Source organism: Achromobacter sp. ACRQX, assembly GCF_022346505.1.
GTDB lineage: Bacteria > Pseudomonadota > Gammaproteobacteria > Burkholderiales > Burkholderiaceae_B > Achromobacter > Achromobacter animicus.
This window is the reverse complement of sequence record NZ_JAKRML010000026.1, coordinates 66,095-92,108: the sequence shown is the minus strand read 5'-3', so window position 1 is coordinate 92,108 and position 26,014 is coordinate 66,095. Positions and strand designations below refer to the sequence as shown.

The following is a 26,014-nucleotide window of genomic DNA, read 5'->3' as shown; positions in this document are numbered from 1 at the left end:
GCTTCGGGGGAGGCGCCTGCGGCGGCGACGGCTGCGGCCGGGACGGGTTGGCCGCTGCGCGGGTCGACGACGGGCGTCTGGGCGGGCGTCGTGGCCAGGGTGCCGCTGTCGCGGCCGGTGGCGTCGAGCGCCATCATGGACGGTTGGCCTTCGATGGAGACGGCTTGCAGGCCGCGTGCGGTGGCGGGCACTTCGGCGGACCAGGACATGCGCGCGAAGTTGTTGACGGGCACGCTGTAGTTGTCGCGGCCGCTTTTCAGTTTGGCGAGGCTGCGGACGATCTGGCCGTCGGGGCTGCGCCACTGCAGGACGAGTTCGGGCGGGGCCTGCCAGTCGACGCGCGAGCCGCCTTCGTTGAAGAAGACGGCTTCGATGGTGACGGTTTCGCCGGGCGCCGCGGAGGGGCGGTCCAGCCGGTATGACACGCCTGCCGCGGCGGAGCCGGCCGCGCTCAGGGCCAGGATGGCGGCAAGGAGGCGGGGGGTGGGAGAGCGGTGAAAGGGACGGCGGGAGGTCATTGAGGATGTATCTGATTTTTGTGATCAGGCAATGTAGCACCGACTCTGGCAACAGTTTGTAAATCAGACTAATCGTATGTGTGGGCTGTAAAAAATGCGAAAAGCCCCGCGCGTTGTCGACAATGCGCGGGGCTTTTTGAGCCGGTTGTGGTGCGGGAATCGAGGTCGAGCAGGCCGGGCCTTGCGGCTCGATGCGATGCCACGCGCGAGCTTGCTGCAAGCGCCGCGCGTGGCCGGCATCGGCGTTACTCCCCGAACTTGATTCCCTGCGCCAGCGGCAGATTACGCGAGTAGTTGATGGTGTTGGTCGCGCGCCGCATGTAGTTGCGCCACGAATCCGAACCCGACTCGCGCCCGCCGCCGGTTTCCTTTTCGCCGCCAAACGCGCCGCCGATTTCGGCGCCGGAGGTGCCGATGTTGACGTTGGCGATGCCGCAGTCGGAGCCGGCGGCGGACAGGAAGGTTTCGGCTTCGCGCAGGTCGTTGGTGAAGATGGCGGACGACAGGCCTTGCGGCACGCCGTTCTGCATGGCGAGGGCGTCGCCGAAGTCCTTGTAGCGCATGACGTAGAGGATGGGCGCGAAGGTTTCGTGGCAGACGACGTCGGTCTGGCCGGGCATTTCGGCGATGGCGGGGCGCACGTACCAGGCGTCGGGGTATTGGTCGGCCAGGACGCGTTCGCCGCCGGTGACCTTGCCGCCCTGTTCGCGGGCGGCGGTCAGCGCGGCCTGCATGGCGTCGAAGGAGGCGCGGTCGATCAGGGGGCCGACGAGGTTGCCGCTGTCGAGCGGGTTGCCGATGGGGGCACTGGCGTAGGCCTTGTGCAGGCGCTGGACCAGTTCGTCGGCGACGCTTTCGTGGACGATCAGGCGGCGGGTGGTGGTGCAGCGCTGGCCGGCGGTGCCGATGGCGCCGAAGACGATGCCGCGGGCGGCCATGTCGAGGTCGGCGGTGGGGCCGACGATGATGGCGTTGTTGCCGCCCAGTTCAAGCAGGACGCGGCCGAAGCGTTGCGCGACGCGCGGACCGACCTGGCGGCCCATGCGGGTGGAGCCGGTGGCGGACACCAGTGCGACGGTGTGCGAGTCGACCAGGGCTTCGCCGACCTCGCGGCCGCCGATTAGCACTTCGGACAGGCCGGCGGGCGCGTCGCCAAAGCGCTGGACGGCCTGCGCGAAGAGCGCCTGGCAGGCCAGGGCGGTGAGCGGGGTCTTTTCCGAAGGCTTCCAGACGACGGCGTTGCCGCAGACCAGCGCCAGCGCGGCGTTCCAGGCCCACACAGCGACGGGGAAGTTGAAGGCGCTGATGACGCCGACGACGCCCAGCGGATGCCACGTTTCCATCATGCGGTGGCCGGGGCGCTCGGAGGCGATGGTCAAACCGTAGAGCTGGCGCGACAGGCCGACAGCGAAGTCGCAGATGTCGATCATTTCCTGCACTTCGCCTTCGCCTTCGGCGACGATCTTGCCGGCTTCCAGGCTGACGAGGCGGCCGAGTTCCTGCTTGTGCTGGCGCAGGGTTTCGCCGAACAGGCGGATCAGTTCGCCGCGGCGGGGGGCGGGGACGTCACGCCAAGCCAGGCTGGCTTGCCGCGCGCGGGTGATGGCGGCGTGGGCCTGGGCCACCGTGTGCTCATGCACCTGCGCCAGTTCGGCGCCATCGATCGGGCTGCGGGCGATCAGGGTGCCGCCGGTGAGCGCACTGGAGGTGAGTCCGAGATTGCGCAGGATGTCTTGAGGAATGTCCATGCCGGTTCCTTCGAGGCCTTGCGAAGTCAGCGCCTTCGCTTAAGGGTTATGCCTAAGTGGCGATTCTGGAAAAAAATTTACTATACGAAACTATGACGTGAAATGCGAAATATTTTTGAGGCGCCCTTTGCTGGCCTCCTTGAAACGCTAGTGCGTGCGGCAGATCCTCAGTCAGCCCCGTGCGCACTGCACCTGAAGGTGAATTCGTGGCGGAACCGTTGCTCGTTGTTCAGGCAGTCAAGAAGACCTATCAGCGCGACGGGCATCCCCCGCATCTGGCGCTGGACGGCATCGATTGCCAGCTCGAACGCGGCGAGGTGATGGTCGTGGTCGGTCCGTCCGGCTCGGGCAAGAGCACCTTGCTGCGCACCCTGAACGGGCTGGAAAGCATCGACAGCGGCACGATCCGCGTCAATGGCGTGTCGCTGACGGATCCGGCCACCGACGTCAACCGCTGGCGCACCGACGTCGGCATGGTGTTCCAGCACTTCAACCTGTTCCAGCACCGTACTGCGCTCGACAACGTGGCGCTACCCCAGCGGGTGGTGCGCGGGCGCAGCCGCGCCGATGCCGAACGCTACGCCCGCGACCTCCTGGGCCGCGTCGGCATGGCGGAATTCGGCGATCGCTACCCCAGTCAGTTGTCCGGCGGCCAGCAGCAGCGCGTGGCGATCGCGCGCGCGCTGGCGATGGATCCGCAGCTGATGCTGTTCGACGAGGCCACGTCGGCGCTCGATCCTGAAACGGTGGGCGGCATTCTTGAATTGATGCGCGCCCTGGCGCGCGACGGCATGACGATGGCGGTGGTGACGCACGAAATGGGCTTCGCCCGCGACGTGGGCGACCGCGCGCTCTTCATGGACGCGGGCCGCATCGTGGAGATGGGTACGCCCGACGAAGTGTTCGGCCACCCCAAAGAGGCGCGCACCCGCGCCTTCCTGGAAAAGATTCTGTAGTCCCGCCGGTCCGGCTTATCCGGGCGCTGCCGGCGCGATGTGCCTTGCCCGGAACGATATGGGTCCAATCACCAAAGGGGTTAGCAATGTTGAAAATCAAACAATGGCTGGGCGTGGCCAGCGTCGCCCTGGCGGCCGCCACCGTGGCCCTGCCGGCACAGGCGGACGAACTTTCCGACATCATCAAGCGTGGTGAATTGCGCGTGGCGGTGCAGACCTCCGGGCCGCTGATGAGCTTCATGGACAAGACGGGCAAGCGCACGGGGCTGGCCGTGGAAGTCGCCAAGCGCATGGCCGACGACCTGGGCGTGAAGCTGGTGCTGCAGGATTATGAATGGAAGGGCCTCTTGCCCGCGCTGCTGTCGGGCAAGGCCGACATGGTGGCCGCGGACATGACGCCCACGCCGCAGCGCGCCGCGCAGGTGCTGTTCTCGCTGCCCATGTTCTACGCCGACACCGTCGCCGTGGTGCCCAAGGATTCCCCGTACAAGAACTACGCCGAGCTGAACAAGTCGGGCGTTACCGTCGGCGCGCTGGGCGCCAGCACCTACGCCGAAGTCGGCAAGAAGATGCTGCCCACGGCCACGCTCAAGGAGTTCTCGGGCGGCAGCGCGCCGGTTGGCCAGGCGCTGTCCAGCGGCCGGCTGGATGCCGGCATCATGTCGCTGTCCACAGCCAACCAGTTTCTCGTCGACTTCGGCAACCTGCGCGTGCTGGAGGGCGTGATGGTGCGCGAGCCCCTGGCGTTTGCTGTCGGCCCCAACGCGTTCCGCCTGAAGTTCTGGCTGGACAACTGGCAAACGCTGAAGACCGCTGACAACTCGCTGCCGGAACTGGTCCAGTACTGGTATTCCACCGATTGGAAGAAAGACCACTGATCGGAGACGGGACCGCCCATGGACTGGCTGATCGATTTCTATAACTGGCGCATCGTCAGCCAGTACACGGGCCAATTTGCCGAAGGCCTGGCCAACACCCTGATCGCGGCGGGCGCAAGCCTGGTGCTGTCGGTGCTGGCCGGGGTTCCGCTCGCGCTTGCCCATATGTCGTCCCGCGGCGCGGTGTGGCGCCCGGTGGCGGCGTATGTGCAATTCGTGCGCTCCACGCCACTGCTCGTGCAGATCTACCTGGTCTATTACGCGGTGCCTTATCTTGTGCCGGGCGCCAAGGGCTGGAGCGAGATGGTGCTGGGCATCCTCGCCATGACCCTGCACCACGCGGCCTACATGAGCGAAATCATCCGCGTCGGCATCGAGTCCGTGCCGCGCGGCCAGATCGAAGGCGCCAAGGCCTGCGGCATGAACTACCACCAGCGTCTGCGCTACGTGGTGCTGCCGCAGGCCTTTGCCAATACGCTGCCGCCGCTGCTGGGCCAGACCGCCGTACTCATCAAGGACACGTCGCTGCTGTCGTTGATCACGGTCTTTGAACTGGTTGCCGCGGGCGTGCAGATGAACAGCGAACGCATCGTGCCCAACGAAGCCTTCCTGACCATCGCGGCAGGCTATCTGCTGATCTACTGCGTCATGCTGTTGCTGTCCAAGGGCGTCAGCCTGTGGCTGGCCGGCCCGGCCTGGAACGCGAGGTAATCATGCTGGACTCCTATCTTTCCACCGCCGGCGTCGTGCTGCCTTTTCTGCTCAAGGGCTTCTGGGAGACGCTGAAGATCTCGTTTGTAGCCATCATTGCCGGCTCGCTGCTGGGTTTTGTGATCGGCGTGATCCGCAGCTACCGCATCCGCGGCGTGCATCAGATCCTGGGGCTGTACATCCACATCCTGCGTGGCACGCCGTTTCTGGTGCAGCTCTACATCGTCTACTTCGTGCTGCCCAGTTCGGGTATCGAGCTGCTGCACTGGGATTCCGGCACGGCGGCCTTTGTGGCGCTGTCGGTGTACACGTCCTGCTACGTGGCGGAAATTGTCATGGGCGCCATCCAGGCCGTGCCGCGCGGCCAGACCGAAGGCGCAATGACGTTGGGCCTGCGCCCTTTGCAGATTCTGTGGCTGGTGATCCTGCCGCAGGCCATGCGCCTGATCGTGCAGCCCATGAGCGGCGTCTACGTCATGCTGATCAAAAGCACCGCCATCCTCTCGGTGGTCGGCATCACCGAACTGACCCGCCAGGGTGAAGTCTTCATCATCACCTTCCCGGCCAAATCGCTGTTCATCTACGGCATGATCGCCGCCATCTACTTCATCTACTGCTACCCGCTCCTGCGCCTGGCCAACTGGCTGGAAAAGCGCCTGACCGGGGGCCTGCAAGGCGCGGGCCTGCACTGAGCCGACACCATGGTCTCCGAGTACATCGACACTTACTACAAGCGCACGATCGCCGACGGCGACACCTACTATCCGCCGCTGGCGGGCGCGGCCAGCGCCGACGTCTGCGTGATCGGCGCGGGGCTGGCGGGCCTGTCCACGGCGCTCGAACTGGCCCGGCGCGGCCGCAACGTGACCCTGCTGGAAGCGCGGCGGATCGCCTGGGGCGCCTCGGGCCGCAACGGCGGCTCGGTGTCGCCAGCGTTTTCCGCGGGCGCCGACGCCATCCGCAAGCACGTCGACGAAGACCACTACCGCCAGCTTTACCGCCTGTCGATGGAAGGCGTCGAGATCATCCGCGACAACATCCGCGACCTGCGCATCGCCGACGCCCACAAGGTCGACGGACGGCTGCGCGTCGTGCGCTACGAAGCCACCGACGCGTTGCGCCAGTGGTGCGACAGCCAGCAGCGCGACTTCGGGCGCGACGTGCGGCTGCTCTCGCGCAGCCAGGTTCGCGAACGGCTGGTGTCCGACGTCTACCACCAGGGCATCGAAGACCCCTCGTCCTTTCACTTCCATCCGCTGAACTACGCGCGCGCGCTGGCCCGCGAGTGCGTGCGGCTAGGCGTGCGCATCCACGAGGATTCGCCCGTCGTGCAGGCCACGCTGGACGGCGCGGTCAAGCACCTGAAGACCGAACAAGGCCAGATCGACGCCGCCACCGTGGTGCTGGCCACCGGCGGCTACACGGGCGACGTCGTGCCGGCCCTGCGCCGCGCAATGCTGCCCATCGCCACCTACATCATGCTGACCGAACCGCTGGGTGACCGCGTGCGCGAAGCCATTCGCAGCAATGCGGCCATCGGCGACGACCGGCGTGCCGGCAACTATTACCGCGTCCTGGATGGCGGCCGCATCGGCTGGGGCAGTAGAATCACCACCCGTGTCGACGACCCGCCCGATCTGGCCGAGTCCCTGCGCCGCGAATTGCTCAGCGTCTACCCCCAATTGCAAGGGGTGCGCGTGGAGGCAGCGTGGTCGGGACGCATGGCTTACGCGCGGCACCTGATGCCGCAGATCGGCCTGCTGGGTCCGAATGTCTGGTATTGCACTGCGTTCGGCGGACACGGCATGAACACCACGTCCGTGGGCGGACGCGTCGTGGCCGAGGGCATTACCGGCGACACGCAGCGCTACAAGCTCTTCGAACCGTTCGGGTTGGCCTGGAACGGCGGAAGCCTGGGCACGGCGGCGGTTCAACTGACTTATTGGTCTTACCAGGCGCGCGATTGGTGGCGTGAGCGTCAATCGCGGGGCTGACTATTGCGGGCTTGAGGATTCGGGCCTGAGGGTTCGGGTCTGAGTATTGCGGGCCTGACTACTGCGGGCATGACAGGGTATACAGATGCAAGGCAACAAACAGAGCGCATTGGCACAACGGCTGCGAGCCTTGCGCCAGGCGCGCGCGTGGACTCTAAAGCAGGCGGCCGAGGCCACCGGCGTGTCCGCGTCCACCCTGTCAAAGATAGAGAACAGCCTGCTGTCCCCCACCTATGACAACCTGATCAAGATTGCCGCGGGCCTGGACCTGGACGTGGCCGAACTCTTCACCGCCTCCGACGCCCACATGGGCACCGGCCGCCGCAGCCTGAGCCGCCAGGGCGAAGGCCGGCAGTACGAAACTCCGTATTACGATCATCGGTTGCTATGCACTGCGCTATCGCACAAGCGCATGATGCCGTTTCATACCCGCGTCAAGGCGCGCGCCTTTGACGAGTTCCAGGACTGGAGCCGGCACGGGGGGGAGGAGTTTGTGTATGTGCTGGAGGGAGAGGTTCAGCTTTATACCGAGTTCTATGAACCGGCCCGGCTGAAGGCGGGGGAGAGCTTCTATATAGATAGCCGGATGGGGCACCGGGTGATCAGCCTCAGTCCGGAGGATGCGATTGTGTTGTGGGTGTCCACGCATACGGATATAGGCGAGGAGTAGGGGCGACCCGCCTGGAGGCGACCCGCTTGCGCGACGCTCGCAGGGGGGCGAGCCGCTTTTTCCGCAACAGGGTAAAATGCGCGGCCCGGACGGGTTCCGGGCGTCACCGCACCGCGCGGCAGTAGCTCAGCTGGATAGAGCACGGGCCTTCTAAGCCTGAGGTCGGGGGTTCGAGCCCCTCCTGCCGCGCCAGAATGGCTAAGAAAATCAAGCCATTGCGTGTCATTGACGTTCGTTAATAAGGCAATCATTAGAATAAAAATGCCTGCGTTAGAGTTTTACTCTGTCGTAGAGGCCTTCTTCACCACCCGCCTGTCGTAGTGTTTGTGAGTCGTCGCCGGGTTCGCATGGGCAGCGCGCCGCGTTGATCGACTTCGCCTACAACTTGGGCGCTGGCAATCTCGCCTCTTCGACGATGCGGCGCAAGTTCCACACGCGACGATGTCGGTAGGGGCACGGAACTGAACCGGTTGGTCAAGGGGCGTCAGAATTGGTATGCCAGTGACATTGTCAGGCCGCGTCAAGCGCAGGGAGGCGAACACATGGGTCTGCCTGCAGCAATGACTAGCTGGAAGGCTTACGCTGCGGCGGCGCTGGCTGGCGCGTTGCTGGCAGGTGCCGCGGCGCGGGCAGATGCCGAATTTGCCAAGTAGCGAGAAGCCAACGCGCTGGCTATAGTCGCCGCTATTGAAGCGGCTCGAATCGAAGTAAGGCAGCGCACCGCTGCTGTAGAGAAAGCTCGTGATGGTGCAAACAAGCTGGCCGATGCCGCGATCGCTGATGCGGCTCGGGTTCGTTGTGAGCGTCGCGGGTTTCTCGAGCGTGCCAACACACTGGTTGCCGCCGCAGCAGGCCGGGATCCCGCCCTTACCAGCGGAAGCTCGCCTGGAGCCGACTCCGTTGATCCGCTCGCTTACATGCTCGACCCGGTTAGTCTCCGAGCTGAAAAATTTGCGGGAATTGCAGACCGTGCCAAATTAGCGGGTATTCCATGCGAATCGATCTATGACTCGCTGAATCTTGGATAGACGCCGCTCACTCGACGTCTGTAGTGGCTTGCGGCGCCGGCACGCGCTTCCGAACCTTTGCATCGGGATGGTATTGCTTCTCGTACGTCCTGGTCAGTGAAAAATTTGTACAGAAAGGAATTGGCTCCGAAGCGCACCAAAGCAGCATCAATCGCCATCGCTTCGTAGTGATTAAACAGGCGGGCGCTGTACCGTCTGGCGCTGTGGCAACAACGGCCTTCAACGCGCCAGCCACGGCCGCTCGTGGTTTCAAGTTTGAAATTCGAAGCTCTGCAATAGCAGCCCTAACGGTCGATATCCACTCTAATGGTTTAGCCAATTCCTGGCTGCTTTTCTAAATTTGACGTGGCTTGAACCGTTGGCTTGACCTAGCACTGTGGCATACCTACACTTCGTCCCGATTCAGCAGTGAGTAAGTGCAAGGCTTCGACGTGGCCCCAATCGGCATCGCTGCTCAAAATTACAAAGGAACGGCGATGAAGGCGAAGTTGGTCATCTGGGACTTGGACGACACCTTGTGGCACGGCACGTTGGCTGAGGGCGACGAGGTCGAGGTGATTGACGAGCGGGTTGAGCTTATTAAGGCCCTTAACGCTTGTGGAGTGGTCAACTCAATTTGCTCGAAGAACGAATTCGCGCGGGCGAAGGCTGTGCTCGAAAAGAAGGGGCTTTGGGATCTGTTTGTGTTTCCCGAGATTGCGTTCGAACCGAAAGGTGCGCTAGTTCAGCGCATTATCAAGGACATGCAACTCAGGGCTCCCGATGTAATTTTCATTGATGACAATCACCTGAATTTGCGCGAGGTTGAGCACGCGAACGAGTCAATTCGCGTTGTGGATGCGACTACTGCCGAGACGAATGAGCTTCTTCGAGCGGTTCTTCAGGCGTACGGGGGGAAGAAAAAATCTCGGGTCGAGGAGTATCGTATTCTCGAGCAAAAGAGAGGAGATGCGAAGAAGCTCGCCCTCAGTTCAAATGAAGAATTTCTGGCGACGTGTGAAATTAAAGTGTGCATCGTTGAGCGCACAGACAACTTGCGGTTCGCCAGGAGAATCGAGGAACTGATCAACCGCACCAACCAGTTGAACTTCCTTAAGTCTCGCGTGCCAGACGGTTCAATGCCGGAATACATCGCCCAAAGTACGCTCCATGACACCTTCAGCGTCTTCGTGTGGGACAAATACGGCTATTACGGTCTGGTGGGCTTTGCTGCAGTTGAACGACGCAAGAAGTTGGTCCACTTCGCATTCTCATGCCGTGTCATGAACATGGGCATTGAATCAGCTCTCGCTTCGCATCTTCAGCGGCACTTCAAGGAGTTAGACCAGTTGCCAGTCGCTGGCAGCCCGACCCCATGGATCAAGTTCCTATCAGTGAATTCAAACGAGTTCAGGGAGGTTTCGGCAGGCCAAGACGAGTCAGGCGAAGCATTACCAGTTCGGATCATGGCGAATTGCCAAAGCGGCTCGATCGCGCATTATCTTGGCCTACCGGGCGTGGACTGGGATAACTGGCCCCGCGTGTTTAGCATTGGCTCCTTGTTCAGCAAAGGGGTTCCAGACGACGGCTTTAAAAAGCTTTCTGTGTACGGGGCGTTCAACGATTACTCTCCGACCTATTGGAAGTCAGCCCCCTCGGTGGCCGATTACAGGCGTGCGGTGGAGTTGTTCGTCGACTCCATACCGGAAGGCGGGGCCGCGATCTCGCTTCTTCCTCCTGAGAATTTCGCTGTGGTTGATTCGGCTCTTTCTCCGGAGACGTTCGCCTCATTTAACAAAATTTGGCGAGATGCCGCAGCAGCGAGTGACCAGCTTGCCGTCCTGGACGTTTACGAGATGGAACCTTTCCCCACATTGATGAAAGACCCGCGGCATTACTCACCTTCCCAACTCTTGTCCGTCTCTCGGCGCCTCAAAGTGCTGGTCAATGAATTTCTGAAGACCGGGCATCTTTCCAAGCCGGATCCCCGTGTTCCCCAAAGTGGTGGCGTGCGCGCGGTTGAGCCGGCTTTGTCTCGAATTGCAGGTAATGCATGGTGTGTGTTTGCGGAGCCGAATAGCCGCCTGACCGACGTTGAGGTTCAAGGAACCATTTACCTTGGATTTGCCTCCAGCGTTCTGTCCGGAGTGATACGCTCATACGTGGAGATTGGGCGCTACTGCACTATCGGCCGCCGCGTGACCCTCGGTGCGGACCCAACCCACTCGGGCGCGTTTTCTGAATCGTCCTTTTTCGACTTTGCCGTTCAATTGAACGTGAACGCTATGGCCAGTGTGGCTCCAAAGCGTCGCGTCGTTGTGGGGCATGATTGCAAGATTGGCGATGGAGCAGTAATTGCTGGCGGGGTCACGCTCGGGAACGGCTCCGTTGTGCTGCCCAACGCATACGTTGATCGTGATGTGTTGCCCTACGAGATTGTGTCCGGCAATGGAGTGTCTGAAGGCTTCAGGTTCGATCCCGACACTATCGATAGTTTGCTCGACCTCTCCTGGTGGAACAAAGACCCCAGCGCCATACGCGCGCTTGCGGGGCAGTCTGTCGTTGAAACTGTTGAGGCTATTTCTCGCTACGACGATCTCTTGGAATTTCCGCCCTCTTACCGGCAAATCAAGAAGTCCTAACTTCTGTGAACGCTTCGGTTCTCCTGGCTTGATGGTAGACGCCTGCCCGCGGAGTTTCGATAGCTATACATCTCGCACAACGGCCCCCAAATTCTTGCCCGTAGTGTGCGATGCGGCTATAAGGGCCTTGCTCGACCGGTTGCTTAATCAAGCTCGGCCACTGCACCCACCGGCCCTGGTAGTAGCGTCGGCCGTCGATCCCTACGAAGCCGAACGCCAGTCTCCAACTGTCAGAACAGAAGGTGAGCAGCTCTGGCTCGAGCGGGTCGGGTATCGGGCCATCGCGCCAAACTTGGCCAGGCCATCCATCGTCATGATGCGCACCTGACGCCGCATGTCCGAACGCGTGATTAAGTACATCCGAACGGTTCCGGTGACTGCTGGCGCGGCGTCATTGTCCCGGCGCTTCTGACCGAGGTAGTGGGTGCGAACGAGGCAGCTAAACATGATTTTGCTGCGATTCATGATGTATGGATATACAGCATGTTGCGGCAGAAACGGGGGCAGCGGTGGGGTTGGCGTTAGAACAGCTGGCTGTAAAGCCGCATATAATCGTGGCCCATAACGGGGATTTGTTCTAACTAAGATTACAAAGACTCGCGTAAAATCAAGGCGTTATGGAGTTTCCTACGGGCCGTCCAAGCCTGAGGTCGGGGGTTCAAGCCCCTCCTGCCGCGCCCCCTAAAGCTTGCCATATGAACCTTGACCGACTGCGCCGGGAATTTCCCCGCTACGACATCTCCACCCTGCCGACTTTGCCTAAAGGTTACCTCGACGCGTCCGAACGCATCGACGCAGCCCCCTCGTTCGTGAACGAGGAGCGCGGCTTGAAGGTGTATGTCGACTACGCCAACTACGCCGACCGCGAATCCGGCAGAAGCCAGCGCTACTGCGTCTCGCGTTGGGACGAAGAAGAGGGCGACTACGAGGATGTGGCGTTGTCGACGAATGATTGGGATGAAGTCGTGCGGTTTCTGACTGCCTGAGTTTTCATTCGGCGACAATCGGTTGCTGCGACCATCATCGTAGTAGTCGACCTCCTTTGGCCCCGATAGGGACACCCCCGTCGGGGCTTTTGCATTTCGAAGTCAGACATCGAGTTGATCGAACTGAAGGCCGAGCGCGGCCGCGACACGCTGCCGTGTGGCTTTGCGCGGGCGCGCATCGTTTGCCTCCATGGCCGCATAGCTGGGTTGGCGTATTTCCAGTCGAGCCGCCATCTCGGTTTGCGTTACGCCCAGGTACTCGCGCCACGCACGGATGATGCTCCAGTCGTTCTCGGTCATCAGAAGCACAACCTCATGCGGAATGCTTCCCTCCGCGGGGATGCGAGCCATCTCAAAGCGCCGCCACGTCGACCATCCCCCCATGCCGAACCACCCCCTTCGCCACATCCCCACCCACCCAATACGCCAGCTCCGCCGGATGCGTGATATCCCACGCCACAAAATCCGCCACCTTGCCCACCTCCAGCGTCCCATGCGTCGCTGACAACCCCAACGCCTGCGCCCCATTCACCGTCACCCCCGCTAGCGCCTCTTCCGGCGTCATCCTGAACAACGTACACGCCATGCTCAGCATCAATCGCAACGACAGCACCGGCGACGTCCCGGGATTCAGATCCGTCGAAATCGCGATCGGCACGCCGTGCTGGCGCAGCAGGTCCACCGGCGGCAGTTGCGTTTCGCGCAGCGCATAGAACGCGCCTGGTAACAGCACCGCTACCGTCCCCGCCTTGGCCATTGCCAGCACGTCGGACTCGGTCAGGTATTCCAGATGGTCGGCAGACAGCGCCCCATAGCGCGCCGCCAGACTCGCTCCGTGCAGTGACGACAGCTGCTCCGCATGCAGTTTCACGGGCAGGTTCAGCCGGACCGCCGCCTGAAACACCCGTTCGACCTGCTCCGGCGTAAAAGCAAGGTGTTCGCAAAAAGCGTCCACGGCATCGACCAAGCCTTCCGCCGCCAGCGCCGGCAGCATGCGCAGCGCGACTTCGTCGATGTACTCGTCCGGATGCCCTGTGAACTCCGGCGGCAGCGCGTGCGCGGCCAGGCAGGTTGCCCGCACGGTCAGCGGCAGCGTCTGACCCAGGCGCCTTGCCACGCGCAGCATCTTGCGTTCATTTTCTAAATCAAGTCCGTATCCCGACTTGATCTCCAACGTCGTGACGCCATCACGCAGCAAATGCAGCGCACGGCGATGGGCGCTGGCGAACAGTTCGTCTTCGGTTGCCGCGCGTGTGGCGCGTACGGTGCTGGCGATGCCGCCGCCTTGGGCCGCGATGGTGGCGTAGTCGACCCCTTGCAGACGCTGTTCGAATTCCCTGCTGCGGTCGCCGCCGAATACCAGGTGGGTGTGGCAATCGACGAGGCCGGGTGTGACCCACGCGCCGCCCAGGTCATGGACGTGCGCGGCGTCCACGGCGGGCAGTTCGGAATCCGGGCCGATCCATTCGATGCGGTCGGCGCGGGTCACGATGGCCGCGTTGTCGATTACGGAATAGGTGCCGCCGGCCATCGTGGCGGCGTGGCAATGTCGCCAGACCTGTCTCATGCGTTTCTCCTTGGTGCAGGCGCCGGCGCAAACACATGCGCCGGCGCCGCGTCGTTCAATCCGAACCCTGGGGCGCGGGCACCGGCTGCCGTTCCGTCGGGCGCTTGGGATATACCCAGAAGCGATAGGCCAGGCAAAGCAGCGCGATCCAGACAGCGCCCACGCCGAGCGCCGCCTGTGTGCTTGGGAAGTAGCCCAGGACTGCGATCACGAAGACCATGAAGGCAATGGCCATCAACGGGGCAGCGGGCCAGAGCGGGACGGGGAACTTCAACTGCGAGATTTCCTCCGGGCTCATCTTGCGGCGCATCGCCACTTGCGACAGCAGGATCATCAGCCACACCCACACCGTGGCGAACGTGGCGATGGAGGCGATCAGCAGGAAAACATCCTCCGGGATCAGATAATTCAGCAATACGCCCAAGAGCAGCGCCACCGTCATTACCACTACCGTCATCCACGGCACACCATTGGAAGATACCGAGGCAAAGCCGCGCGGCGCCTGGCCTTGTTGGGCCATGCCGAACAACATGCGGCCCGCGCCGAAGATGTCGCTGTTGATGGCGGATACGGCCGCCGAAATCACGACAATGTTCAGGATGGTGGCGGCGGAACTGATGCCGAGGCTGTCGAAGATCTGCACGAAGGGACTGCCTTGGCTGCCGATCTGCGTCCACGGGAAGATCGACATCAGCACGAACAGCGTCAGCACGTAGAAGAGCAGGATGCGCATGGGCACCGCGTTGATGGCGCGGGGAAGGGTGCGGCCGGGGTCCTTGGCTTCGCCGGCGGTGATGCCGATGATCTCGATGCCGCCGAAGGCGAACACCACCACGGCCAGCGATGCAATCAGGCCGCCCACGCCGTTGGGCATGAAGCCGCCGTGCTCCCACAGGTTGTGCACGCCGGTTGCAACGCTGTCCGCGCCCATCCCCATGCCGAACAGCATGATGCCCAGGCCGCCGGCGATCATCGCGAGGATGGCGCCTACCTTCAGCAGCGACAACCAGAACTCCAGTTCGCCGAATACCTTCACGGAAAGCAGGTTGATGGCGCCGATGAAGAAGACGATGGACAAGACCCAGATCCATCGGGGCACGTCGGGATACCAGAACCCCATGTAGAGGCCGAACGCGGTGATATCGGCCAGACAGACAATGATCATCTCGAACGCATAGGTCCAGCCGGTCAGGAAGCCAGCCAGCGGCCCCAGGTATTGCGTGGCGTAGTGGCCGAACGATCCGGACACCGGGTTGCGCACCGCCATCTCACCCAGGGCGCGCATGACCATATAGACGGCGGCGCCGGCCACCAGGTAGGCAAGCAGCACCGAGGGGCCGGCCGCCTGGATCGCCTTGGCCGACCCATAGAAAAGGCCCGTGCCGATGGCCGAGCCCAATGCCATGAAGCGGATGTGGCGGGCGTTCAGCCCGCGTTTGAGTGTCTGCGCTTCTGCCGGTGTGTCTGACTGCGAGGATGCTTGCATTGTTGTCTCTCTCGGTTCCTTGGTCGGTCTCGCGTGTAACGCCGCGCAGGCGCCTTCTGATGGGCCCGTACGCGCGGCGAGGCAATGACGGCCGGATGCTTCCGGCCGGGGTGGCATCAGAGGCTGGGCAGCAGACCGGCTGGCATCAGGCCGTTCATGACTTGCGCGGCGATCAGGCCGCTGGCCGCTGCGATGTCGGGCGCGAAGAAGCGGTCTTCTTCGTAGTGGGGCACTTTCTCGCGCAGCGCGCGGCGCGCGGCTTCAAGCTGCGGCGAGGTCTTGAGCCCTTCGCGGAAGTCCAGGCCCTGGCACGCGCCCAGCCATTCGATGGCCAGGATGTCGCGCACGTTGTCGGCCATGGCCCACAGCCGCTTGCCTGCGTTGGGCGCCATCGACACATGGTCTTCCTGGTTGGCCGACGTGGGCATGCTGTCCACGCTGGCCGGATGGGCCAGTGCCTTGTTGTCGCTTGCCAGTGCCGCCGCTGTCACCTGGGCGATCATGAACCCCGAGTTGACGCCGCCCTTGCGCACCAGGAATGGCGGCAACTGCGACATGTGCTTGTCCATCATCAGCGCGATGCGCCGTTCCGCCAGGGCACCGATTTCGGCGAGCGCCAGCGCCAGGTTGTCGGCGACCAGCGCCACGGGTTCGGCATGGAAGTTGCCGCCGGAGATGACGTCGCCCTGCTCGACGAACACGAGCGGGTTGTCGGACACGGCGTTCGATTCGATTTCCAGTATCTGCGCCGCGTGGCGGATCTGCGTGAGGCAGGCGCCCATCACCTGGGGCTGGCAGCGCAGCGAGTAGGGATCTTGCACCTTTCCGCAATCGGCGTGGGAGTGGCCGACTTCGCTGTCGTCGCCCAAGAGGCCGCGGTAGACGGCGGCCACGTCGATCTGTCCAAGCTGCCCGCGCGCGGCGTGGATGCGGGCGTCGAAGGGGGCGCGCGAGCCCAGCATGGCCTCGACGCTCAGGCTGCCGCACACCAGACCTGCCGCCATCATGTCTTCGGCTTCGAACAGGCCGCGCAGCGCGAACGCGGTGGACACCTGCGTGCCGTTCAAGAGGGCCAGCCCTTCCTTGGCGGCCAGCGTGAGCGGCGCGAGGCCCGCGCGCGCCAGCGCCTCACGCGCGGGCAGCCATTCGCCTTGGTAGCGTGCCTGGCTTTCGCCCAGCAGGACCATCGACATGTGTGCGAGCGGGGCCAGGTCGCCCGAGGCGCCCACAGAACCCTTGAGCGGAATGTGCGGGTACACGCCCGCGTTGACCAGCGCGATCAGGTTGTCGATGACATGGCGGCGCACGCCGGAATAACCGCGAGCCAGACTGTTGATTTTGAGTACCATGATGAGCCGCACCATGGCGTCGTCCAGCGCCTCGCCCACGCCGGCTGCGTGCGAGCGGACCAGCGAAGTCTGCAACGCCTGCAAGTCTTCGCGCGCGATCTTGGTCGAAGCCAACAGACCAAAGCCCGTATTGATGCCGTAGACGGTGCGGCCTTCGGCGATGATGCGTTCAACCGTGGCCACGCTGGCGTCGATGGCCTGCGCGGCGTCGGGATCCAGCGTCAGGCTAACGGGCTGCTGATAGGCGCGCCGCAGGTCGGCCAGCGTCAAGTGGCCCGGTTTCACATGCAATTCCATTCCTCTTTCTCCTACGCCGGCGGTCCGGCTGCTTGCTATCGTTGTCATGCGGTCTGTTGCGCGGGCCAGTCCATCGCGAGGCTGCGCCGCGCGGATGTCAGCGCTTGCCGGTCACCATGGGCAGGTTCAAGCCCTGTTCGTGTGCGCAGTCGATGGCGATCTGGTAACCGGCGTCCGCGTGTCGCATCACACCCGTGGCCGGGTCGTTGGTCAGCACGCGGGCAATGCGTTCGGCGGCGGCGTCGGTGCCGTCGCACACAATCACCATGCCGGAATGCTGCGAGAAGCCCATGCCGACGCCGCCGCCGTGGTGCAGCGACACCCACGTTGCGCCGCTGGCGGTGTTCAGCAGGGCATTGAGCAGCGGCCAGTCGGACACGGCATCCGAGCCGTCGCGCATGGATTCGGTTTCGCGGTTGGGGCTGGCGACCGAACCGGAGTCCAGGTGGTCGCGGCCAATGACGATGGGCGCCGACAGTTCGCCGGATCGCACCATTTCGTTGAACGCAAGGCCCAGCCTGGCGCGCTCGCCCAATCCGACCCAGCAGATGCGCGCGGGCAGGCCCTGGAAGCTGATGCGCTCGCGGGCCATGCTGAGCCAATGATGCAGGTGGGCGTCGTCGGGAATCAGTTCCTTGACCTTGGCGTCGGTCTTGTAGATGTCTTGCGGGTCGCCGGACAGCGCAGCCCAACGGAAGGGGCCCACGCCGCGGCAGAAGAGCGGACGGATGTAGGCCGGAACGAAGCCGGGAAAGTCGAACGCGTCGGCGACGCCTTCTTCCTTGGCCATCTGGCGGATGTTGTTGCCGTAGTCGAAGGTGGGGATGCCCTGGCGCTGGAAGGCCAGCATCGCCTGCACGTGTACGGCCATGGATTGCTTGGCGGCCTTGATGACCGCGGCCGGTTCGCGCTGGGCGCGGTCGCGGTATTCCTGCCAGGACCAGCCGGCGGGCAGGTAGCCGTTCAAGGGATCGTGCGCGCTGGTCTGGTCGGTGACCATGTCGGGCTTGACGCCGCGGCGCACGAGTTCGGGCAGGATCTCGGCGGCGTTGCCGCACAGCGCGATGGACACGGCGCGGCCGGCCTGCGTGTGTTTGGCGATGCGGGCCAGCGCGTCGTCCAGGTTGGCTGCCTGTTCGTCCACGTAGCGGGTGCGAAGGCGGAAGTCGATGCGGCTTTGCTGGCATTCGATGTTCAGGGAGCACGCGCCGGCCAAGGTGGCGGCCAGCGGCTGCGCGCCGCCCATGCCGCCCAGGCCGGCGGTCAGCACCCAGCGCCCGGACAGGTTGCCGCCGTAATGCTGGCGGCCGGCTTCGACAAAGGTTTCGTACGTGCCTTGGACGATGCCTTGGCTGCCGATGTAGATCCAGCTGCCCGCGGTCATCTGGCCGTACATGGCCAGGCCCTTGGCGTCCAGTTCGTTGAAGTGTTCCCAGGTGGCCCAGTGCGGGACAAGGTTGGAGTTGGCGATCAGGACACGCGGCGCGTTGGCGTGTGTCTTGAAAACACCTACCGGCTTGCCCGATTGCACGAGCAGGGTTTCGTCGTCGTTCAGGGCCTTGAGCGATTCAACGATCCTGTCGTAGCAATCCCAGTCGCGGGCCGCGCGGCCGATGCCGCCGTAGACGACGAGCTCGTTCGGGTTTTCGGCCACATCGGGGTCGAGGTTGTTCATCAGCATGCGCAAGGGCGCTTCGGTCAGCCAGCTTTTGGTGTTGAGCTGGCTGCCGCGCGGGGCGCGGATGACGGCATCGCGGAATCGGGGGGATGGGTTCAAGTGAAGTCTCCTGGATCGGGTCAAGGCGCGCTGTGATCCAGCGCCAAGGTGAGCAGATCTTAAGACGACTATGGTTGTATATACAATAGCAGATGACTGATTTCGGACTGAGGGATTACCCCAATGAAAAATGCCGAAACCTGTGAGATTTCGGCATGGGAAAAGTCATGCGGGAGGGCGCCGCACGGGCGCGTTGCAGTTCAGTCGGACGCGACTCGTCGCGTCATAGGTACGGCGTGCGGAAAGCGGTGAACGTCACGTTGTGAACTTGCCTTCCAGCCGGTGGCGTGAACCCGGATGGATCAGGCGGGCCAGTGTCACCGCGCGGTCGCCGGACCAGGTGCGCCGGCGGATCAGCAGGCAGGGTTCTTCGCGGTCGATCTGCAACAACTGGCATTCGCGCGGCTTGGCAAGAATGGCTTCGACCACGTGCTCGCCGGCGCTCAGCGGCGCCACGCGCGTCAGGTATTCGTACGGCGTACTTTGCGTGAAGTCCTGCTGCAGGTAGTCGGGCGCAAGGCGGACATTGACGTAGCGGTCTTCAAGCTGGATGGGTACGTCGTCTTCGTAATGGACGATCAATGAATGAAACACCGGTTGGCCTGCGCGGATGTCCAACGCCTGCGCTTGCTCGGCGCCGGCCGGTTCTTCGGCCAGCCGCACGACGCGGCTGTGGTGGCGGTGGTTGCGCGCCGCGATTTCGTCGGCAATGTTGTTCACGGCGAACAGCGCCGAGCGCGCCTTGGGCTGCGCCACGAACGTGCCGACGCCTTGCATCCGCACCAGCAGGCCTTCGGCGGTCAGTTCGCGCAGCGCGCGGTTGATCGTCATGCGGCTGAATCCCAGTTCATCGACCAGCTCGGCTTCGGATGGCACGCGGTAATGGGCAGGCCAGGCGCCGCTGCGGATCTGCTGCGCGATCATCTGCTTGACCTGCGCGTACAGCGGGGCGGGCAGGGCGTTGGCCGGGACGGGCAATCGGGGGGGAGAAGCGGCCACGGGAGGGATCCTGGAAGTGCGATACGTAAGCAAGGAAAGATGCGGTTCCTAGTATAGACAGGTACACATCACTTGCGAACGGCGGCGCCCCTATCCCGTCATCACGCCATTCTTCACCGCCAGAATGTGCGCCATCACGCTCACCGCGATTTCGGCCGGCGTCTTGCTTCCGATGTGCAGACCGACTGGCGAGTGCAGCCGCTGCATGGATGCTTCGGTTTCGTCCAGATGTTCGATGAACCGTTGCCGGCGGCTGGCGGCGTTACGGCGCGAGCCGATGGCGCCGACGTAGAAGGCAGGACTGTGCAGCGCTTCCAGCAGCGCCATGTCGTCAAGTTTGGGGTCATGGCTGAGCGCCACGATGCACGTGCGGGAATCCGGGTTCAGCGCGCGTACGGCGTCGTCGGGCATTTCGGTGGTGAATGCCACGCCGTCGACGGACCAGGTGCCCAGATGCTCGATGCGCGGATCGCACACGGTGACCGCAAAATCATTGAACAGCGCCATGGTGGCGACGTACTCGGCCAGCGACCCTGCGCCGATCAGCAACAGCCTGTACTGCGGGCCCAGCGTGCTGGACAGGGTGACGCCATCGAAATGCAGGGCCTCCGGCGCCGAGGCGTCGCTCAGCGTGACCGCGCCGCTGGCGCAATCGACCGTCCGCTGTACGAGCTGGCCGGTCTCGAGCCGGCGGACCAGTTCATTCAGTATTTCGCCGTCCGGTGCAAATTCCAGAAGCAGTTCAAGCGTCCCGCCGCAGGGCAGTCCGAACCGGTGCGCCTCGTCCGCCGTGACGCCGTAGCGGACGAGTTCGGGCGCCGATCGTGGAATGCTTCCGTCGCCGTAAGCCCGCGTGTAGCGGTGGATCAGGTCGTCCTCGATGCAGCCGCCGGACACCGAGCCGATGCAACGGCCGTCCTCGCGCAGCACCATCATGGACCCCACGGGCCGCGGCGACGAGCCCCATGTCTTGACGACCGTAGCCAGCATCAGGCGATGCCCGGCCTCCTGCCAGTCGCGCGCCGCGCGCAGCACGCGGACATCAACGCTTTCCATGGGCGTGCTTCCTTTGGATCAAAAAGGCGTTCATGGCGGACGGCCCTGATTCAGTCATAGATTGGCTTTCCGCTTATGCCAGCTTGCGGACCGGCAGGGTGCGGATCCGCTTGCCCGTCGCGGCGAAGATCGCGTTGCACAGCGCGGGGGCGACGGGCGGCACTGGCGGTTCGCCCACGCCGCCCGGTGGCAGCGCGTGGTCGTCGTTGACCAGATGCGTGCGGATCACGCGCGGCGAGGCGTTGTGGCGCAGCACCTCGTAGTCGTGGAAGTTGCTTTGCTTGACGCGGCCTTTTTCAAAGGTGATCTCGCTGGTCAGCGCCAGGCTCAGCCCCATAATGGCGCCGCCTTCCATCTGCGCGCGGATGCGTTCAGGGTTGATCTGCGGGCCGCAGTCCATCGCCATGTCCACGGCGACGACGCGGATCTCGCCCTTGTCGTCCACCGCCACCTCGACCACCGTGGCGGTGTAGCTCATGAAGCTGTAGCAGAAGGCCAGCCCAAGCCCATGCCCCTTCGGTAATGTGCGGCCCCAGCCCGCGCCCTTGCACGCGGCGTCGATCACGCCGCGAAGGCGGCCGGTGTCGTAGGGGTAGCGCTCAGGCGATTCGGTGTAGTTCCAGGTGTCGGCCAACGTGCCGGGATCGATCTGGCGCGCGGGGCCAATGAGATCCAGCGCGAATGCCTGAGGATCCTTGCCCGCGCGATGCGCGAGTTCATCGATGAAGCACTGGGCCGCGAAGGCATGCGGAATGTTGGCGACGGACCGGAACCAGCCAATGCGCGCATGGGCTTCGACTTCGGCGGTTTCCACGCGCACATTGGGAATGCGATAGGGCATGTTGATCGCCGACATGGCGGACTCGAACATCTGCTGCCCCTTGGCGCCTTGCGCAAACAACGACGCGATGGTGGGGGAGGCGCTGCGGTGCAGCCAGGATTGGACTTGCCCCTGCGTGTTCATGACGGCTTCCAGGCGCTCGACCGAGACCGTGTGCAGGTAGTCGTGATGGATGTCGTCTTCGCGGGTCCAGACCAGCTTGACCGGCGTGCCTTCGGGCATGGCGCGGGCGACGATGGCCGCTTCGTCCACAAAATCGGGCTTGGACTTGCGGCCGAAACCGCCGCCCAGCAGCAGCACGTTGACCTTGACGTTGGCGGGCTCAAGCTTCAGGCGCGCGGCCACGGCGTCCCGGGCAGCGACCGGATTCTGGATGGACGTCCAGACCTCGGCGCGATCGCCTAGGATTTGCACGGTGGCGACGGGCGGCTCCATCGACGCGTGGGCCAGGTGCGGAACGTAGTACTCCGCGGACACGCGCTCGGCTTCCGGCGCGTTGGTCCAGGCATTCGCGGCGTCGCCTTGATTGCGCATCGTCTTGCCGGGCGCGCGCGCCGCCGCCTGCAGCGTCTGCTGGTAGGCGACGGAGTCATAGGCGCCGTTCGGACCGTCGTCCCATTCAATCTGCAGCGCATCGCGCCCCTGCCGCGCGGCCCAGGTGTTGCGCGCCACAACCGCCACGCCGCCTAGCGGCTGGAAGGCGGGCGCCCCTTGCATGGCGGGGATTTCTACGACCTTCAGCACGCCGGGCACGGCGAGCGCCTTGGCGCTGTCGACGCGGCGCACCCGGCCGCCCACGACGGGCGGGCGCGCAACGACGGCGTAGACCATGCCGGGCAGGCGCATGTCCATGCCGTAGATCGCCTGGCCTTTGCCGATGGCTTCAAGGTCGACCAGGCGCACCTGGTCCTTGCCGATGTAGCGGAATTCGGAGCGGGCCTTGAGTTTGAGGGCGTTGCCCGCGGGCACGGGCTGCTTGGCCGCGTCCGCCGCCAGGTCGCCATACGAAAGACGGCGGCCGCTCGGCACATGCAGCACTTCGTGCTGTTCGGCTTTGACCTCGGCAATGGGCACGGACCACCGCGCCGCCGCGGCCGCTTCGAGCATCTGCCGGGCGGCCGCGCCCACGCGCCGCATCGGCATCAGGAAGTGGCGCATGCTGCGCGAACCGTCGACGTTCTGATTGCCGTAGCGGGATTCGTCGGCGGGGGCCTGCACGACCTTCACGCGTTCCCAGCGTGCTTCCATTTCGTCGGCCACCACCATCGGCAGGCTGGTACGCACCCCGGTGCCCATCTCGGCACGGTGCGCCACGATGGTGACGGCGCCATCGGCAGCAATGCTGACGAAGACGAGCGGATCGTCCACGGTGCCGCCGGGCATGCTGTCGGCGCCGTATGCTTTGGCATCCGGCTCGGCGGCCACCGCCGCCGTGATCCATCCATTTGCGGTGACGGCGAGGGCGAGTACGCCCAGGCTGCCCTGCAGGAAGGCGCGGCGCGAATGCTGAACGGCGACGGTCATTGCTTGCTTCCTTGGGCGAGGCGGGCTGCGGCCTGCTGAATGGCCGCGAGGATCCGCGGGTACGTGCCGCAGCGGCAGATGTTGCCGCTCATGGCGTCCGCGATCTGTTGTTCGGTCGGGTTGGGAGTCGCCTTCAACAGGCTTACCGCCGTCATGATCTGGCCAGCCTGGCAATAGCCGCATTGCGCGACGTTATTGGTAACCCAGGACGCCTGCACCGCCCGGCCGACCGGATCGGCTTCCATGCCTTCGATGGTGGAGAGTTGGCGGCCGGTGGCCACGGAGACGGGCGTAAGACAGGATCGCACGGGCGTGCCGTCGATATGCACCGTACAGGCGCCGCACAAGGCCATGCCGCAGCCGAACTTGGTGCCGGTCATGCCCAGTTCATCGCGCAGGACCCATAGGATCGGCATTTCATCCGGGACGTTGACGTCCTTGGTCTGGCCGTTGATTTGCAATTGCGTCATGAAGGGAGTCCAGGGGGAGGGCACGACAAGCTGCCTTGCCTCGGGTGGCGGGGATCATTGCTTGAGTCCGGAATTTTGCCCAAAAAATCCCGGGTTGGTTCATTAAAGGGACAAATTCGCCAGTGTCCGGGGCCGGTCCTGCCTGCACAGGAGCCGGCCCTTGCCGTCACTTGCCGGCTTGCACCAGCAATTGCCGGTCCAGCGCGTCCGTTGCGCGGCGGGCCGTCTGCGCGTCGACTTGTGACGCCAGCACCTGGGCAAGCTGGCGCAGTTGCAGCGCCGTCAGCCCCACGTTCATGCTGATCCGCATGTGCGATTGCAGTTGCGATTCGACGCCCGTCAGTGCGGCCAGCATGCTGACCGTAGCAATTTCGCGGCTTTGCCAGTCCAGGTTGTCGCGCTCGAAGATGTCGCCAAAGAGGTGCGTGCGCAGGTATTCGTTGGCGACGGGAGCGAAGTCGAACAAGGGACCCTGGACCGGGCCGCCGGATAGCTTGGTCTGATTGGCCGTCCCCGCGGCCAGCAGCGCGTCGCCCTGCGGGATCGGCCGGCCGGGCTCGGCGCCGGGCGCATCCTGGATGCCGCGTTGCTGGCGGGCCTGCCTTACCTTCATCAGTTCGGACAGGGCATTGAGGCTGCGCGGAAAGCCGGCGTAGGCGTACAGCTGCACCAGCACCTCTTTGGCATCGCTGACCGTCAATCCGGCATCCAGACCTTGTTCAAGCGCCGCGTTCAGCCGCGCGATGTCGCCGGTTGCCGCAAACGCGGCAATGGGCACGATCGCCGCCTGGCGGGCGGACAGCGAGTCCGGGGCCTGCGTCGCCGTCCTTGTCTTGTCTGTCACGTTGGAGGCTCCTTGCGCGTGGATGGGCAGGGCGATCGCTGCGGCCAGTCCAACGGCAGCGGCAAGCGCGCGAGTGCAAAATTGGGTCATGCGGGCCTTAGCGCGAGGCATATTGTTCATCGCTGACCTTCTCCATCCAGTTGACGTTCTTGCCATCGACCGACGGCGTGACGGCCAGGTGGGTCATCGCGGTGCCGGGTGCGGCGCCGTGCCAGTGCTTGACGCCGGGCGGGCAGTGGATCACGTCGCCCGAACGGATTTCTTGCACGGGCTTGCCCCATTCCTGGGTCAGTCCAACGCCCGACGTCACCACTAGCCGCTGTCCGGCGGGGTGCGTGTGCCACGCCGATCGCGCCCCGGGCTCGAAGGTCACAAGTGCGCCCGAAGCATTGACGTCCTTGTCCGCCGCCCACACGGGATCGATGCGCGCGCGGCCCGTGAAGTAGTCGTCCGGACCGGCGATGGATGCCTGCGCGCCCGCGCGTGCGATCTGCTGGGCCGCGGGGGAGGCGGTGGGCTGCGGTTCCGCGGCTTGCGCCGCCGCCGTCTGGACGAGCGCGGCGCAGACCGCGATCTTGCTTACGTGTTTTTGCATGCTTTTCTGCCTCTGTTCGTTGGGCGGCGGCACTGTCTGCCGCGCGCCACGTCGGGTTTGGCGGGGCGCCGACCCGCCATCGGCGCCCACCCGTCGCACTGTATGATCCGGCGGATTAGATGAGAAGATCGCAAAATCCGTATTCCCTGGTGCACGGAATTCACCATGCCCAAAGAGAACCTGAACGATCTGCATGCCTTCATGGCCGTGGCGCAGACCCGCAGCTTCACCCGCGCTGCGGCCCAGCTTGGCTTGTCGCGGTCTGCGCTCAGCCACGCCATGCTGGCGCTGGAAGCACGCCTGGGCGTGCGGTTGCTCACCCGGACGACCCGCAGCGTTTCACCTACTGAAGCCGGCGCCCGGCTGCTGAGTGTGCTGAGTCCCCGGCTGAGCGAAATACAGCAGGAGCTGGAGTCGCTGACCGCGATGCGCGACAAGCCCGCGGGCACGGTACGCATCACCGCGCATGACCACGCCATCGTGACGGCGCTATGGCCGCGCCTGTTGCCACTTCTGCGGCAGTACCCGGACGTGCAGATCGAATTCAGCGTGGACTACGCGATGACCGACATCGCCGCGCAACGTTTCGACGCGGGAGTGCGCGTGGGCAACCGCGTGGACAAGGACATGATCGCCGTTCGCATCGCGCCCGACCTGCGCATGGCGGTCGCCGCGTCGCCGGACTATCTGGCCGGCAGATCACTGCCCGCCACACCGCAGGAACTGACGGAGCACTGTTGCGTGAACCTGCGGCTGCCCACGCACGGCGGCCTGTACGCCTGGGATTTTGAAAAGGATGGACGCGCGCTGAGCGTGCGCGTGAACGGGCAGACCGTGTTCAACAATACGTTCCTGATGCTGCAGGCGGCGCTCGATGGCATGGGCCTGGCTTATGTGCCCTATGACCTGGTCAAACCCCACATCGAAGCGGGCCGGCTGGCGCCCGTGCTGGAGGATTGGTGGCCGGTGTTTCCGGGCTATCACCTTTACTACGCAAATCGCCGGCAGCTCTCGCCGGCGTTGGCGCTGGTGATAGAGGCGCTGCGGTATCGGCACGACCCCATGCGGCCCGGCGCCTGATGCGAGGCCGGTTGCGGTG

General features: G+C 64.2%; 22 protein-coding genes, 1 tRNA gene and 1 pseudogene. 11 read left to right on the top strand and 13 right to left on the bottom strand.

Translation table 11 applies throughout. The features are described from left to right. Together MHZ91_RS21055 and MHZ91_RS21050 are read right to left on the bottom strand one after the other, a co-directional pair. A pseudogene (locus MHZ91_RS21055) lies at positions 1 to 518 on the bottom strand (phospholipase); the annotation flags it as partial. A gap of 245 nt (positions 519 to 763) precedes the next feature. Further along, the gene (locus MHZ91_RS21050) at positions 764 to 2,266 is read right to left on the bottom strand and encodes an aldehyde dehydrogenase family protein (protein ID WP_239215504.1); all 1,503 of its coding nucleotides are present in this window, start codon (positions 2,264 to 2,266) and stop codon (positions 764 to 766) included. Between the two features lie 206 nt (positions 2,267 to 2,472). Between MHZ91_RS21050 and MHZ91_RS21045 the strand changes: the two genes are divergently transcribed. From MHZ91_RS21045 to MHZ91_RS21000, 10 genes are all read left to right on the top strand, one after another. Further along, entirely contained in the window at positions 2,473 to 3,222 is a 750-nt protein-coding gene (locus MHZ91_RS21045; RefSeq protein WP_056563861.1) for an amino acid ABC transporter ATP-binding protein, read from the top strand. A gap of 86 nt (positions 3,223 to 3,308) precedes the next feature. Then, positions 3,309 to 4,100, top strand: a complete 792-nt coding sequence (locus MHZ91_RS21040; protein ID WP_175124386.1) for an ABC transporter substrate-binding protein — start codon at positions 3,309 to 3,311, stop codon at positions 4,098 to 4,100. A gap of 18 nt (positions 4,101 to 4,118) precedes the next feature. Further along, positions 4,119 to 4,811: an amino acid ABC transporter permease gene (locus MHZ91_RS21035; protein WP_175124385.1), complete on the top strand. Its 693-nt coding sequence runs from the start codon at positions 4,119 to 4,121 to the stop codon at positions 4,809 to 4,811. A gap of 2 nt (positions 4,812 to 4,813) precedes the next feature. Then, positions 4,814 to 5,503, top strand: coding sequence for an amino acid ABC transporter permease (locus tag MHZ91_RS21030; protein WP_175139291.1), 690 nt, complete (start codon positions 4,814 to 4,816; stop codon positions 5,501 to 5,503). 9 nt (positions 5,504 to 5,512) lie between these two features. Further along, the gene (locus tag MHZ91_RS21025; protein WP_239215503.1) at positions 5,513 to 6,805 is read left to right on the top strand and encodes an FAD-binding oxidoreductase; all 1,293 of its coding nucleotides are present in this window, start codon (positions 5,513 to 5,515) and stop codon (positions 6,803 to 6,805) included. Between the two features lie 85 nt (positions 6,806 to 6,890). Beyond that, positions 6,891 to 7,475 carry a helix-turn-helix domain-containing protein gene (locus tag MHZ91_RS21020; protein ID WP_175124382.1) on the top strand — a complete coding sequence of 195 codons (585 nt, stop codon included), beginning with the start codon at positions 6,891 to 6,893 and terminating at the stop codon, positions 7,473 to 7,475. A 115-nt stretch (positions 7,476 to 7,590) separates the two neighbouring features. After that, positions 7,591 to 7,667, top strand: a tRNA-Arg gene (locus MHZ91_RS21015). A gap of 476 nt (positions 7,668 to 8,143) precedes the next feature. After that, positions 8,144 to 8,503, top strand: coding sequence for a DUF2514 family protein (locus MHZ91_RS21010; protein ID WP_255810141.1), 360 nt, complete (start codon positions 8,144 to 8,146; stop codon positions 8,501 to 8,503). Positions 8,504 to 9,948: 1,445 nt separating this feature from the next. After that, positions 9,949 to 11,124, top strand: a complete 1,176-nt coding sequence (locus tag MHZ91_RS28425; protein WP_370647850.1) for a hypothetical protein — start codon at positions 9,949 to 9,951, stop codon at positions 11,122 to 11,124. 695 nt (positions 11,125 to 11,819) lie between these two features. Next, positions 11,820 to 12,110, top strand: a complete 291-nt coding sequence (locus MHZ91_RS21000; protein WP_239215501.1) for a hypothetical protein — start codon at positions 11,820 to 11,822, stop codon at positions 12,108 to 12,110. Between the two features lie 102 nt (positions 12,111 to 12,212). Here MHZ91_RS21000 and MHZ91_RS20995 read toward each other — a convergent pair whose 3' ends face one another. The 11 genes from MHZ91_RS20995 to MHZ91_RS20945 all read right to left on the bottom strand — a co-directional run bounded on the left by MHZ91_RS20995 (position 12,213) and on the right by MHZ91_RS20945 (position 24,915). After that, entirely contained in the window at positions 12,213 to 12,410 is a 198-nt protein-coding gene (locus MHZ91_RS20995; RefSeq protein WP_239215499.1) for a helix-turn-helix domain-containing protein, read from the bottom strand. Between the two features lie 52 nt (positions 12,411 to 12,462). Then, positions 12,463 to 13,677: an imidazolonepropionase gene (hutI, locus tag MHZ91_RS20990; protein ID WP_239215497.1), complete on the bottom strand. Its 1,215-nt coding sequence runs from the start codon at positions 13,675 to 13,677 to the stop codon at positions 12,463 to 12,465. Between the two features lie 55 nt (positions 13,678 to 13,732). Further along, entirely contained in the window at positions 13,733 to 15,163 is a 1,431-nt protein-coding gene (locus MHZ91_RS20985) for an amino acid permease (RefSeq protein WP_239215495.1), read from the bottom strand. Positions 15,164 to 15,279: 116 nt separating this feature from the next. Continuing rightward, positions 15,280 to 16,809, bottom strand: a complete 1,530-nt coding sequence (gene hutH / locus MHZ91_RS20980; protein WP_239215493.1) for a histidine ammonia-lyase — start codon at positions 16,807 to 16,809, stop codon at positions 15,280 to 15,282. A gap of 97 nt (positions 16,810 to 16,906) precedes the next feature. Beyond that, positions 16,907 to 18,586 carry a urocanate hydratase gene (hutU, locus tag MHZ91_RS20975; RefSeq protein WP_239215492.1) on the bottom strand — a complete coding sequence of 560 codons (1,680 nt, stop codon included), beginning with the start codon at positions 18,584 to 18,586 and terminating at the stop codon, positions 16,907 to 16,909. A 255-nt stretch (positions 18,587 to 18,841) separates the two neighbouring features. After that, positions 18,842 to 19,585: a histidine utilization repressor gene (gene hutC / locus MHZ91_RS20970; protein ID WP_291377134.1), complete on the bottom strand. Its 744-nt coding sequence runs from the start codon at positions 19,583 to 19,585 to the stop codon at positions 18,842 to 18,844. A gap of 90 nt (positions 19,586 to 19,675) precedes the next feature. Next, positions 19,676 to 20,641, bottom strand: a complete 966-nt coding sequence (locus MHZ91_RS20965; RefSeq protein ID WP_239215491.1) for an XdhC family protein — start codon at positions 20,639 to 20,641, stop codon at positions 19,676 to 19,678. A gap of 73 nt (positions 20,642 to 20,714) precedes the next feature. Next, a complete protein-coding gene (locus MHZ91_RS20960) occupies positions 20,715 to 23,006 on the bottom strand; it encodes a xanthine dehydrogenase family protein molybdopterin-binding subunit (RefSeq protein ID WP_239215490.1) in 2,292 nt (763 codons plus the stop codon). Continuing rightward, entirely contained in the window at positions 23,003 to 23,476 is a 474-nt protein-coding gene (locus tag MHZ91_RS20955; RefSeq protein ID WP_218344411.1) for a (2Fe-2S)-binding protein, read from the bottom strand. Before MHZ91_RS20955 ends, MHZ91_RS20960 begins: the two co-directional genes overlap by 4 nt. 166 nt (positions 23,477 to 23,642) lie before the next feature. Further along, positions 23,643 to 24,410, bottom strand: a complete 768-nt coding sequence (locus MHZ91_RS20950) for a carboxymuconolactone decarboxylase family protein (RefSeq protein ID WP_239215489.1) — start codon at positions 24,408 to 24,410, stop codon at positions 23,643 to 23,645. Positions 24,411 to 24,417: 7 nt separating this feature from the next. Next, positions 24,418 to 24,915, bottom strand: a complete 498-nt coding sequence (locus MHZ91_RS20945; protein WP_239215488.1) for a cupin domain-containing protein — start codon at positions 24,913 to 24,915, stop codon at positions 24,418 to 24,420. Between the two features lie 165 nt (positions 24,916 to 25,080). On the opposite strand from MHZ91_RS20945, the gene MHZ91_RS20940 reads away from it, so the two are divergent. Continuing rightward, positions 25,081 to 25,995: a LysR family transcriptional regulator gene (locus tag MHZ91_RS20940; protein WP_239215487.1), complete on the top strand. Its 915-nt coding sequence runs from the start codon at positions 25,081 to 25,083 to the stop codon at positions 25,993 to 25,995. The last annotated feature ends 19 nt before the right edge of the window (positions 25,996 to 26,014 follow it).